The organism is Klebsiella sp. GG_Kp175 (genome assembly GCF_040062325.1).
In the GTDB taxonomy this organism is placed as follows: domain Bacteria; phylum Pseudomonadota; class Gammaproteobacteria; order Enterobacterales; family Enterobacteriaceae; genus Klebsiella; species Klebsiella quasipneumoniae.
Genome location: NZ_JBEAFX010000001.1, coordinates 437,491 through 449,408, shown reverse-complemented (window position 1 = coordinate 449,408; position 11,918 = coordinate 437,491). Strand labels below are relative to the sequence as shown.

Genomic DNA, 11,918 nt, shown 5'->3' with positions numbered 1-11,918 from the left:
GCCCGATGTTTATTTTCCATAAAGACACCACCCTTGAAGACCTCGGCAATGGCGTAACCCGCCGCATTCTGGCGCACGACGGCAAAATGATGGCCGTAGAGGTGAATTTTGCCGCCGGCGCCGTCGGCCCGCTGCATAACCATCCTCACGAACAGCTCACCTATGTGCTCTCGGGCGAGTTCGAGTTCACTATCGGCGAGGAGACGCGCGTCGTCAGCGCTGGCGATACGCTGTATAAGCAGCCGGGGATCATGCACGGCTGCGTCTGTCTGCAGCCCGGCACGCTGCTCGACACCTTTACCCCGATCCGCGAAGATTTTCTCGCACGCTGATGAAAGACGGGGGCGATCGCCGCCCCCGATCCAGGTTTCACAGCACGCGCTAAAAAAGATGCCGCCCCAATCATTATCCTGGTAATAATATTTCCCGCTCAGTTCAGACTGATTATTCCTTGCTTTCAAGCTCCCTCAGATCCTTAAAGTGCTTACCACCTCACCTTTTTGAAACATCGTTTCGACTTTGATCACATTTCCATCCAGATCTGCATGACGCGGAAATAAATCGCAATAAAATGAAATTAAAACGGTGTTTTATAAAAAAAGATCAGCATGAAAAAGAACCTGACGGCCCCTCCACGCTGGGCCAGATAAAACTTAAGCCATTCATTAACAAGGATATGTTAACCAGAGGAAACGTTCAGACTTTTTGCGTTGGTCGCGGCAAAAGGCCGACAGCGCCGCGTCACCCGATCCGTATTACAACTCGTAAGCCAGGTAGGTATGTATGAATGAAAACAAGCTGCTGGGATTGGCATGGATATCGCCCTATATCATCGGGCTGATTGTCTTTACTGCTTTTCCTTTTGTTTCATCTTTCTTTCTCAGTTTTACTGAGTACGACTTGATGAGTCCGCCGGTATTTAACGGCATTGAAAACTATCGCTATATGTTGACCGAGGATAGCCTGTTCTGGAAATCGATGGGGGTGACCTTTGCCTACGTCTTTTTAACCATCCCCTTAAAACTGGCTTTCGCCCTCGGCATTGCCTTTGTGCTCAATTTCAAACTTCGCGGCATCGGCTTTTTCCGAACCGCCTACTACATCCCGTCGATCCTCGGCAGCTCGGTGGCGATTGCCGTGCTGTGGCGCGCCCTGTTCGCCATTGACGGCCTGCTGAACAGCTTTCTCGCCGTCTTTGGCATCGATGCCGTCAACTGGCTGGGGGAACCCTCGCTGGCTTTAATGTCGGTCACCCTGCTGCGCGTCTGGCAGTTTGGCTCCGCGATGGTCATCTTTCTCGCCGCCCTGCAGAACGTCCCGCAGTCGCAGTATGAGGCGGCAATGATCGACGGCGCCTCGAAGTGGCAGATGTTTATGAAGGTCACCGTGCCGCTGATCACCCCGGTGATTTTCTTCAACTTTATTATGCAGACTACCCAGGCGTTCCAGGAGTTTACCGGCCCGTACGTGATAACCGGCGGCGGCCCGACCTATTACACCTACCTGTTCTCGCTCTACATCTACGATACCGCCTTTAAGTACTTCGACATGGGCTATGGCGCCGCGCTGGCGTGGGTGCTGTTCCTCGTCGTGGCGGTCTTTGCGTCGATCGCCTTTAAGTCATCGAAATACTGGGTCTTCTACTCCGCCGATAAGGGAGGCAAAAATGGCTGATATTCAACAGATGGCGCCGGTGATGAGCGACGCCGATCGTGAGGTCGCCCGTACGCTGCGCCGGGAAAAAGTGAGCCGGGTGGTGCGCTACGTCGTGCTGATATTCGTCGGCCTGCTGATGCTCTACCCGCTGGCGTGGATGTTCTCCGCCTCGTTCAAGCCGAACCATGAGATCTTCACCACCCTCGGGCTGTGGCCGACCCACGCCACCTGGGACGGGTTTATCAACGGCTGGAAGACCGGCACCGAATACCATTTCGGCCACTATATGCTGAACACCTTTAAGTATGTGATCCCGAAGGTGGTGTTAACCATCATCTCCTCCACCATCGTGGCGTACGGCTTTGCGCGCTTTGAGATCCCGTGGAAGAAGTTCTGGTTCGCGACGCTCATCACCACCATGCTGCTGCCGAGCACCGTCCTGCTGATCCCGCAGTACCTGATGTTCCGCGAAATGGGAATGCTGAACAGCTATCTGCCGCTGTACTTGCCGCTGGCCTTCGCCACCCAGGGATTCTTCGTCTTTATGCTGATCCAGTTTCTGCGCGGCGTGCCGCGCGATATGGAAGAGGCGGCGCAGATCGACGGCTGCAACTCCATCCAGGTGCTGTGGTATGTGGTGGTGCCGATCCTCAAGCCGGCCATTATCTCGGTGGCGCTGTTCCAGTTCATGTGGTCGATGAATGACTTTATCGGTCCGCTGATCTACGTCTACAGCGTCGATAAGTATCCCATCGCGCTGGCGCTAAAAATGTCTATCGACGTCACGGAAGGCGCGCCGTGGAACGAAATTCTGGCAATGGCGAGCATCTCCATTCTGCCGTCCATCATCGTCTTCTTCCTGGCTCAACGCTACTTCGTGCAGGGCGTGACCAGCAGCGGAATCAAAGGTTAAGAGGGAAATATCATGGCTGAAGTGATTTTCAACAAACTGGAAAAAGTTTACTCCAACGGGTTTAAAGCGGTGCATGGTATCGACCTGAAGATTGCCGATGGCGAATTTATGGTGATCGTCGGCCCTTCCGGCTGCGCCAAATCGACCACCCTGCGCATGCTGGCGGGTCTGGAGACCATCAGCGGCGGCGAGGTGCGGATCGGCGACAAGATCGTCAACAACCTGGCGCCTAAATCCCGTGGTATTGCGATGGTGTTCCAGAACTACGCTCTCTATCCGCATATGACGGTGCGGGAAAACCTCGCCTTCGGCCTGAAGCTGAGCAAGCTGCCCAAGGCGCAGATTGATCGGCAGGTGGAGGAAGCGGCGAAAATCCTCGAACTGGAGGAGCTGCTGGAACGTCTGCCGCGCCAGCTCTCCGGCGGCCAGGCGCAGCGCGTGGCGGTGGGCCGGGCGATCGTCAAAAAACCGGACGTCTTCCTGTTCGACGAGCCGCTCTCCAACCTGGACGCCAAGCTGCGCGCCTCGATGCGCATTCGCATTTCCGATCTGCATAAGCAGTTGAAGAAATCCGGTAAACCGGCGACCACCGTCTACGTTACCCACGATCAGACGGAAGCGATGACCATGGGCGACCGCATCTGCGTGATGAAGCTCGGCCACATTATGCAGGTCGATACCCCGGACAACCTTTACCACCAGCCGAAAAATATGTTTGTCGCCGGCTTTATCGGCGCGCCGGAGATGAATATTCGCCCCAGCCAGCTGGTTGAGCACGACGGCCGCCTGTGCCTGACCCTTGGCGACCAGCGCCTGCCGTTGAACGACCGTCTGGCGGAGAAAGTCGGCGCCTATCAGCATCAGGAGGTGTTCTACGGGGTCCGCCCGGAATTCGTGTCGCTCTCCGACGCACCGTTCGCCGAAGGCGGCTGCATGGGCGAGATGGTGCGGGTGGAAAACATGGGTCATGAGTTCTTTGTCTATCTGCAGGTCGCGGGCTACGAGCTGACCGCTCGCGTGCCGTCGGACGATGCGAAGCCGATGATTGCTAAGGGACTGAATCGAAAAGTCTATTTCACCTTTGATCTTAACAAGTGTCACATCTTTGACGCCAAAACCGAACAGAACCTCTCTCTGTGAACCCTGGAGCATAACAATGAAAAACGTGCTGATAAGCGCCACCCTCTCCGCCACCCTGGGCCTTAGCGCCTTCTCCTCGCTGGCGCAGGATGTCGACCTGCGCATGTCCTGGTGGGGGGGCAATGGCCGCCATCAGGTGACCCTCAAGGCGCTGGAGGCTTTTCACCAGCAATATCCTGATATCAATGTCAAAGCGGAATATACCGGCTGGGACGGCCATCTTTCGCGCCTGACCACCCAGATAGCCGGCGGCACCGAGCCTGACGTGATGCAGACCAACTGGAACTGGCTGCCGATCTTTTCGAAAAATGGCGATGGCTTTTACGATCTCAATACTCTGAAAGACGAGATCGATCTCAGCCAGTTTGACGCCAAAGAGCTGCAGTCCACCACGGTCAACGGCAAGCTCAACGGCATCCCGGTGTCGGTCACCGCCCGCGTTTTCTACTTTAACGACGAAGCGTGGAAAAAGGCGGGCATCCCCTTCCCGAAAACCTGGGATGAACTGCTGGCGGCGGGGAAAACTTTCGAAAGCAAACTCGGGAAACAGTACTACCCGGTGGTGCTTGAGCACCAGGACGTGCTGGCCCTGCTCAACTCTTACATGGTGCAAAAATACAACCAGCCGGCCATCGATGAGAAGGGCCGCAAATTCTCCTACAGCAAAGCGCAGTGGGCGGACTTCTTCGGCATGTATAAGAAGCTTATCGACAGCCATGTGATGCCGGACACCCGCTACTATGCCTCGTTCGGCAAGAGCAACATGTACGAGATGAAGCCGTGGATCCAGGGTGAATGGGGCGGGACCTACATGTGGAACTCCACCATCAATAAATATTCCGACAATCTGAAGCCGCCGGCGAAGCTGGTGCTGGGGGAATACCCGATGCTCCCCGGCGCCACCGATGCCGGACTGTTCTTCAAGCCTGCGCAGATGCTGTCCATTGGCAAATCGACGAAAAACCCGCAGGCGGCGGCGAAATTGATTAACTTCCTGCTGAACAGTAAAGAAGGGGTGGATATTCTGGGTCTGGAGCGTGGCGTGCCGCTGAGCAAAGCGGCGGTCACCTACCTGACCGAGGACGGGATCATCAAAGCCGACGATCCGGCGGTGTCCGGCCTGAAGCTGGCGCAATCCCTGCCCACCACCCTGCCGGTCTCGCCGTACTTCGACGACCCACAGATCGTCGCCCAGTTCGGCACCACCCTGCAGTACATCGACTACGGTAAAAAGTCGGTGGAAGAAGCGGCCGAGGACTTCCAGCGCCAGACCGACCGCATTCTGCGCCGCGCGATGCGTTAACCTGCCCACCTGAACTCTCCCGCGGCGTCCGCCGCGGGAGAGCCTGCCTGAGTATCCTGTCAGAAGAAATATCAGAAGAAATATTTAAAGCGCACCCGGGCGCCATAGCGTTCGTCGGGATTCCCGCTCTTCGCCGCCGTGGAATCGAGCCACGAGGCGTAGGCGCCAAGGTAAATATTGAAGTTCGGCATCGCCATAATATTCGGCAACTGCCAGGATGTATGCACGGTATGGATGTCATAGCGCCCCGGCGCGAGGATTGCGCAGTCGCCATCGCACTCGCCATTCACCCCGGCCATGTTGAACTGATCGATTTTGTTATGCGCGTAGATATAGCCCAGCTCCACGCGATGCCACAGGGCATTGATTCCGGCGCTGAAGTCGGTTTCATCCGCCGCGTCCAGCAGGGCAGTACTCAGATTGACCACCGCCCCATCGTGCGGATCGCTTTTCAGGGTGTTCCAGCTCATGGTCATCCCGTAGCCGGTGCGGTTTGACTGGTCGACCCAGCGCCCGCTCTGATTCTGATAGCCGTAGGCGTTGTTGACGAGGTTGCTCTCAATCGCTGCCGCCGCCGACCAGGCGCCGGACTGCCACACCGCCACCGGCCGCACGTACACCACGTTTTTGCGGTTTTCCAGCGCATTACCGTGATAGTTCTGATCGACAAACAGCGAACTGCCGTCCTCCACCAGGGTATTGACCTCGAAATACCAGTTATCTACGGTTTTGCTGAACAGGAGGTTGCCGCCGCTGCTGCTGCGGCCGCGCCCCTCTTTCATCATGTAAATATAGCCATAGCCGTCGGAATAAAGGTCGTTGGCGGTATTTCCTGAATATTCAATAAAGGTATCCTGATTCAGGGGGAACATATCCCAGGCTTCAAAGCGGCCTATTTTTATTTTCCAGTCATCCTGCTGACCAAAGAAAAATACCGCATCGTCGAGATTCATTTTGCCATCCATATCCGCCAGCGGCTGCACGCTGAATCCGGCATATTTCCCGTCGTCGCCATTACGTCTGCCATCAAAACCCAGCAGAATACGGCCATTAATATCCCAGCGTTCTTTCTCGCCGGGCGCCCAACTTTTATTCGCGCTGGTTTTGACCGACGTCAGGCTACCGGTGCGGCTGGCGCCATCAAGATTAAATTCGACGTCGCCATAAAATTTTAATTCGCCATTGTCGTTCAGCTGCAGGCGCGGCGTAGCCGGCGCCGCGCGGGCGACCGTCGTGGCCTGCTGCTGGCCTTTCAGCGTCTTAATCTCCGCCTCTGCGCTGGCGGCGCGCGCCTCCGTCGCCTTCAGCCGCTGCTCCATTTGCGCCAGCCGCTCTTCCAGCGATAACGGCGCCTGCGCCATCGCCTGTGGCAGATACAGAGACGTGAGAAAACACCCGACCCAGATTTTATTCATCGGTAAACCCTTTTATTATGGAATGAACTGAATTTTTTATTAATGGGTAATGCACGACGATACAGGCAATAATAACCCGCCCATCGTCAAAGACGGGTTATTAACGACAACAGCCTTTTTATTATTCGAGCTGCCAGGCTCCGGCTTCGGTTAATGCCGCCGAACCGCTCCAGGCAAATAACGCTAATTCACGGCGGGGAGCCTGCGGATAGATACGGCTGCTCAGGCAGGCCTCGCCGTCATTGACAAAAACCTCCACCGAAGAGCTATCGAAAAATATCCGCAGATTGAGATCCGCCCCGGCGGTCAACGGTACGCTGCGCGTCCCGCACAGGCCATACTGCGGATAATGCCGCTCCAGCACCAGACGCTGCTGTTGGGCATCCACGTAGAGGCGCAGGCCATCGCCAAAGCGCAGACCATACTGCTCGGCGCTGCTGCTGGCGCAGTTCCAGCGCAGGTTGACCTCCATCGCCTCGCAGTTGTCGACCATCGTGGTCTGCTGATTGTTCAGGGTGCTTACCGGCCACGGGAACCAGGCGCCGCGCAGGCTCTCCACTTCTTTCGCCGGGCGCATCTGCAGGCGGTTATCCGCGCTCAGGCTCAGCTCGCGCGGCAGGGAGAGCATGCCCGCCCAGCCGTCCTGCTGCTCCGGCAGCGGCGATTCCCACATATCCAGCCAGCCTATCACGATCCGCCGGCCATCGGGGGTGGCGAAGCTTTGCGGCGCATAGAAATCGTGGCCGTGATCCATCTCCGTGAACTCGCCGTGGCGGACGAATCGCTGCCCCGGCTGCCACTCGCCGATCAGATAGCCGCTCTGGAACAGGTTGCGGTTGCGGAACCCCTCGGCCTGCATCCCCTGCGGGGAAAACATCAGGACGCGTTTGCCGTTGAGGGTGAAGAAGTCCGGGCACTCCCACATATAGCCCATGGTGCTTTCCGCTTCATCCAGCACCCCCGCGTCCTGCCACTGGCGCAGATCGGCTGAACGGTACAGCCGTACCTGACCGGTGTCGCCTTCGCGCGCGCCGACGATCATGTACCAGCTGTCTCCCTCCCGCCAGACCTTCGGGTCGCGGAAATGGTGCATGCCCGGCGGAGTGTCGACCACCATCCCCTGGCGCTCGAAGTGGATCCCGTCCCGGCTGGTGGCCAGGCACTGTACCTGATACAGATTGGCTTCGTCGCCAGGGTCGCCGTGGAATTTATGCCCGGTGTAAATCAGCGCCAGGGTATCGCCATCGACCACCGCCGAGCCGGAGAAGCAGCCGTCTTTATCCTCCGGCCCCTCCGGCGCCAGGGCCACCGGCAGATGCTCCCAGTGCACCAGATCCTTGCTCCGCGCATGCCCCCAGTGCATCGGCCCCCACTGGGTGGAGTACGGGTGATGTTGATAAAAAGCATGGTACCAGCCGTCGAACCACACCAGACCGTTTGGGTCGTTGATCCACCCGGCGCGGGCCGCCAGGTGATAGTGCGGATACCAGCGCAGATTGAGCGCCTGGCGTTGTGTCTGGAGTACCTGTTCAGCCCTGGAGATTGTGTAAGTCATCATTTTCACTCTTTTTGATTCAGATAGCGGTAGGTTGCGACACCAGCGGATCGGCGGAGGATTTGCCGGAGCGCAACAAGAAGATGGAAATAAAGGTGGTGCAGAACACCAGCAGGCCCATGATCAGATAGGACTGAGCGAAGCCATATTTTTCATAGCTGTAGCCCGCCAGCGGCGACAATACGCTGGCGATAATCGAGCTGGTGCAGGCGAAGCCCACCAGATAGAGGGTAGAGGAGAGGCGTTTATCGAAGTTGATGCTGTTGTACTTAAAGATAGCCACCAGCAGTATCGGCAGCTCCACCGCGTGCAGCAGTTTGGTGATGGAGATCAGCAGCGGCCCCTCCACCAGGCCGGAGGCCACCATGCGCATCGCCATCACCATGCCGGCGAAAATCAGACCGTTTTTGGCGCCGATGCGGTTCACCAGCCACGGCGCGCAGAACATGCCGGCCGCCTCGAGGAACACCTGGAAGGAGTTAAGGTAGCCATACATCTCATTGCCTTCCTGCAGGGTCGCGAACTGCGATGAGAAATAGACCGGGAACTGCTGGTCATAGACGCCGTAGATGCAGGTGCCGATGACGAAGAAGACCAGCGCCCAGAAGCGCGGCAGCGTCAGCAGGCGCAGCGCATCTTCCAGGGTCACCTTGCCGCCCGAAACCGCCTCCTGCATCGCATGCGGTGCCGAGGAGACGCGCAGCCGGGCCAGCAGAATAAAAAACACCAGTCCGGAGCAACTGGCGACGAGGAAGTTAAGCTGCGGGTTGATGTTAAACAGCAGACCGGCGAAGAAGGTGGCCACCGCCCAGCCCAGCGAGCCCCACATCCGCGCCCTGCCGAATTCAAACTGGCTCTGGCGCGCCACGCGCTCGGTATAGGATTCCAGCACGCCAATGCCGCCGTTAAAGGTCAAGCCGATGTAGATCCCGCCGAAGATGCTGCCCAGCAGGACGTTAATTTTCAGCAGATGCCCGAACAGCAGATACGCCGGACCGGAGAGGATCAGCAGCGCGGTGATATACCAGAGCAGATGTTTGCGCAGCCCCAGCTTATCCTGGATAAAGCCATAGCAAACTTGCGCAAACAGCGCGGAAACCGACAGCACGGCGTAGATGATACCGGTATCGCCGGCCTTCAGCCCCACCTCCTGGTGCAGCCAGATGGAAAGCAAGGAGCCGGATGACGACCAGGTCACGAAAAAGAAAAACAGTAAGGCACTGAGCAACGGGTAGCTGTGTGAGTGATGCGCTTTCATCATGACATTCTCGTGTTAGAGGAATGCAATTATGGTAACGTTAACAAAAAACAAAGCGCAGAGGGATTCGCTGCGATATATGATGTTAATCACAAAAGTTAACGTTAACATAATAAAGATGCGATCGCGATCAAAAATCAACCGCAACATCGCTCACGACGGCGTTAGCAGAAAATCGTTTCACGCTTTTACATCAGCGACTTAGTTGTATAGCCTGTACTCTGCAGCAATGGCGGAGGAAAAAATGGCATCCCTGAAAGATGTAGCAAAACTGGCGAATGTATCTCTGATGACCGTCTCACGGGCGCTGAACACCCCGGAGCGGCTGAAGCCGGAGACGCTGGCCCGCGTGCAGGCCGCCATCGCCGAAACCAACTACGTCCCCGACCTCTCGGCGAAAAAGATCCGCGGGGCGCGGGCCACCCCCAGCACCATCGGCGTGCTGGCGCTGGATACCGTCACCACGCCCTTTTCCGTGGAAATCACCCTGTCGATCGAAGAAACGGCCCGCGCCCACGGCTGGAACAGCTTTGTGGTCAATATGTTTTCTGACGATCGGCCGGAAGCAGTGGTCGACCTGCTCCTCTCCCACCGTCCGGACGGCATCATCTTTACCACCATGGGCCTGCGTCAGGTGCCGCTGCCGGACAAACTGCTGACCCTGCCCTGCGTGCTGGCTAACTGCGAAAGCCTCAGCCAACCGGTGGCCAGCTATATCCCGGACGATGAACAGGGCCAGTACGACGCGGTAAAAGCCCTGCTTGCCGCCGGCTATCGTTGTCCGCTGTGCCTGCACTTACCCGCCAGCCAGCTGGCGACAATCCGCCGCCGCCAGGGGCTGGAGCGCGCCTGCCGGGAGGCGGGCATCGAACCGGAGAGCCTGACCCACTCGTATATGGCCCAGGGCGATGAGCATTACCACGATATTCCCGCGGTGGTGCTGGCGCATATCCGCGAGGGTAAACCCGGATTCGACTCGGTGATCTGCGGCAACGATCGCATCGCCTTTATGGTCTATCAGACGCTGCTGGGCCAGGGGTTACGCATTCCACAGGACGTGGCGGTGGTGGGATACGACAATATGGTGGGCATTGGCGATCTGTTTCTGCCGCCGCTCTCCACGGTGCAGCTGCCGCACTACGACATCGGGCGCCTGAGCGCCCTGCATATCATTCACGGCGACAACCATCGGGAGACGCGCAAGGTCGCCAGCCCGTGGTTGCCGCGCGCCTCACATTAACGGTTACCGATATTGCGCAGCTTCTCGCCCGCCATCAGGTTGCGCTCAATGTGTTCAAGGCTGACATTTTTGGTCTCCGGGATCAGCCAGAAGGTGACGCCGATAAAGGCCACGTTGAGCACCGTGTAGAGCCAGAAGGTCCCGGCGGCGCCGATCGCGTCAAGCAGCGTCAGGAAGGTGGCGCCGATGATCATGTTCGACACCCAGTTGGTGGTGGTGGAGCAGGTGATGCCGAAGTCGCGGCATTTCAGCGGCTGGATCTCAGAGCAGAGGATCCACACCACCGGCGCCGCGCTCATCGCATACCCGGCAATACACATCATAGTCATGCCCACGGAAAGCCAGGAGAGGCCGCTGGAGGCGGTGCCATTGTCGAACTGCATCAGGCAGTAGCCGAGCACCAGGGTGCCCAGCGCCATCACGCTGAAGCCGATTTTCAGCGCCGGCTTGCGGCCCGCTTTATCCACCGTGAACACCGCGATAAAGGTGGCAAACATAAAGGTCAGGCCCACCACCAGGGTGGCGATCATCTGTTGTTCGGTAGTGGTAAAGCCCGCCATTTTGAAAATACGCGGGGCGTAGTACATGATGATGTTCATGCCGGTGAACTGCTGCATCGCCTGCAGCAGCATGCCAAGGAACACCGCCCGGCGCACGTTACGATTGACCTTGAACAACGCCCAGCCGCCCTGCTTCAGCTTCAGGCTTTCGCGGATCTCGTTAAGCTCATCGCGCGCCTTCTCCGAAGTATCGCGCAGCATCCGCAGCACCTCTTCCGCTTCGATATGGCGCCCTTTCTCCGCCAGCCAGCGCGGGCTGTTCGGCAGAAAGACGACCAGAACGATCAGGATCACCGCCGGCAGCGCCAGCACGCCCAGCATGGCGCGCCAGTTACCGCTGTAGCTAAAGGCGGTATCGGAAAGAAACGCCAGCACAATGCCGAGGGTCACCATCAGCTGATACATACTGATCATTTTGCCGCGCACGTTCTCGCTGGCCATTTCGGAGAGGTACAGCGGCGCGGTGTAAGAGGCGATCCCAACGGCCACCCCCAACACCACGCGGGCCACCAGCAGCACTTCGACGCTGGCGGCAAAAGCGGAGCCGATAGAGCCGGCGACAAAGAGCACGGCCCCCGCCATCAGGCTGTATTTGCGGCCAAGGCGGAACGACAGCCAGCCGTTAAACAGCGCGCCTATCGCCGCCCCCAGCATCATGCTGCTGACCACCCACTCCTGAAGCTGGCTGGATAAGGTGAAGTGGTCGGTAATAAAGGGCAGCGCCCCGGATATCACGCCGATATCCAGGCCAAAGAGCAACCCCGCCACCGCCGCGGCGATAGAAACAAACCAGTTCATCCGCCGGGTGTCACGTTGCGCCCGCGGCGTTAATGCAGAGTCGTTACTGATTGAAGTCATTTTTATTCCTGCCACACAGA

At 57.8% G+C, this 11,918-nt stretch carries 11 protein-coding genes; 6 read left to right on the top strand and 5 right to left on the bottom strand.

Annotation, left to right across the window (positions count from 1 at the left end; all coding sequences use genetic code 11):
- Positions 1-5 precede the first annotated feature (5 nt).
- The 5 genes from ABLU73_RS02310 to ABLU73_RS02290 all read left to right on the top strand — a co-directional run bounded on the left by ABLU73_RS02310 (position 6) and on the right by ABLU73_RS02290 (position 5,012).
- Positions 6-332, top strand: coding sequence for a cupin domain-containing protein (locus ABLU73_RS02310; protein ID WP_060656725.1), 327 nt, complete (start codon positions 6-8; stop codon positions 330-332).
- 451 nt (positions 333-783) lie between these two features.
- Positions 784-1,674, top strand: coding sequence for a sugar ABC transporter permease (locus ABLU73_RS02305; RefSeq protein WP_004205419.1), 891 nt, complete (start codon positions 784-786; stop codon positions 1,672-1,674).
- Complete coding sequence (locus ABLU73_RS02300) at positions 1,667-2,569, top strand: carbohydrate ABC transporter permease (RefSeq protein WP_004205418.1); 903 nt, start codon at positions 1,667-1,669, stop codon at positions 2,567-2,569. Before ABLU73_RS02305 ends, ABLU73_RS02300 begins: the two co-directional genes overlap by 8 nt.
- 12 nt (positions 2,570-2,581) lie before the next feature.
- Positions 2,582-3,709, top strand: coding sequence for an ABC transporter ATP-binding protein (locus ABLU73_RS02295; RefSeq protein WP_017899248.1), 1,128 nt, complete (start codon positions 2,582-2,584; stop codon positions 3,707-3,709).
- A gap of 16 nt (positions 3,710-3,725) precedes the next feature.
- Entirely contained in the window at positions 3,726-5,012 is a 1,287-nt protein-coding gene (locus ABLU73_RS02290; RefSeq protein WP_004205415.1) for an ABC transporter substrate-binding protein, read from the top strand.
- A gap of 71 nt (positions 5,013-5,083) precedes the next feature.
- Here the strand turns inward: ABLU73_RS02290 and ABLU73_RS02285 are convergent, their stop codons facing one another.
- The 4 genes from ABLU73_RS02285 to ABLU73_RS02270 all read right to left on the bottom strand — a co-directional run bounded on the left by ABLU73_RS02285 (position 5,084) and on the right by ABLU73_RS02270 (position 9,390).
- A complete protein-coding gene (locus tag ABLU73_RS02285) occupies positions 5,084-6,427 on the bottom strand; it encodes a carbohydrate porin (protein ID WP_004205410.1) in 1,344 nt (447 codons plus the stop codon).
- Positions 6,428-6,548: 121 nt separating this feature from the next.
- Complete coding sequence (locus tag ABLU73_RS02280; protein ID WP_032456581.1) at positions 6,549-7,982, bottom strand: glycoside hydrolase family 32 protein; 1,434 nt, start codon at positions 7,980-7,982, stop codon at positions 6,549-6,551.
- 19 nt (positions 7,983-8,001) lie between these two features.
- Entirely contained in the window at positions 8,002-9,243 is a 1,242-nt protein-coding gene (locus ABLU73_RS02275; protein WP_012540640.1) for an MFS transporter, read from the bottom strand.
- 12 nt (positions 9,244-9,255) lie between these two features.
- A complete protein-coding gene (locus tag ABLU73_RS02270) occupies positions 9,256-9,390 on the bottom strand; it encodes a hypothetical protein (RefSeq protein ID WP_017899252.1) in 135 nt (44 codons plus the stop codon).
- Positions 9,391-9,484: 94 nt separating this feature from the next.
- On the opposite strand from ABLU73_RS02270, the gene ABLU73_RS02265 reads away from it, so the two are divergent.
- On the top strand, positions 9,485-10,480 hold the full coding sequence (locus ABLU73_RS02265; RefSeq protein ID WP_064150848.1) for a LacI family DNA-binding transcriptional regulator: 996 nt from the start codon (positions 9,485-9,487) through the stop codon (positions 10,478-10,480).
- Here the strand turns inward: ABLU73_RS02265 and ABLU73_RS02260 are convergent.
- On the bottom strand, positions 10,477-11,898 hold the full coding sequence (locus ABLU73_RS02260; protein WP_032456582.1) for a sugar porter family MFS transporter: 1,422 nt from the start codon (positions 11,896-11,898) through the stop codon (positions 10,477-10,479). The genes ABLU73_RS02265 and ABLU73_RS02260 overlap by 4 nt on opposite strands.
- Between the last annotated feature and the right edge of the window lie 20 nt (positions 11,899-11,918).

Coding starts and splice junctions, on each gene's coding strand:
- ABLU73_RS02310 (WP_060656725.1), top strand. CDS start 6: ATGTTTATTTTCCATAAAGACACCACCCTTGAAGACCTCGGCAATGGC.
- ABLU73_RS02305 (WP_004205419.1), top strand. CDS start 784: ATGAATGAAAACAAGCTGCTGGGATTGGCATGGATATCGCCCTATATC.
- ABLU73_RS02300 (WP_004205418.1), top strand. CDS start 1,667: ATGGCTGATATTCAACAGATGGCGCCGGTGATGAGCGACGCCGATCGT.
- ABLU73_RS02295 (WP_017899248.1), top strand. CDS start 2,582: ATGGCTGAAGTGATTTTCAACAAACTGGAAAAAGTTTACTCCAACGGG.
- ABLU73_RS02290 (WP_004205415.1), top strand. CDS start 3,726: ATGAAAAACGTGCTGATAAGCGCCACCCTCTCCGCCACCCTGGGCCTT.
- ABLU73_RS02285 (WP_004205410.1), bottom strand. CDS start 6,427: ATGAATAAAATCTGGGTCGGGTGTTTTCTCACGTCTCTGTATCTGCCA.
- ABLU73_RS02280 (WP_032456581.1), bottom strand. CDS start 7,982: ATGACTTACACAATCTCCAGGGCTGAACAGGTACTCCAGACACAACGC.
- ABLU73_RS02275 (WP_012540640.1), bottom strand. CDS start 9,243: ATGATGAAAGCGCATCACTCACACAGCTACCCGTTGCTCAGTGCCTTA.
- ABLU73_RS02270 (WP_017899252.1), bottom strand. CDS start 9,390: ATGTTGCGGTTGATTTTTGATCGCGATCGCATCTTTATTATGTTAACG.
- ABLU73_RS02265 (WP_064150848.1), top strand. CDS start 9,485: ATGGCATCCCTGAAAGATGTAGCAAAACTGGCGAATGTATCTCTGATG.
- ABLU73_RS02260 (WP_032456582.1), bottom strand. CDS start 11,898: ATGACTTCAATCAGTAACGACTCTGCATTAACGCCGCGGGCGCAACGT.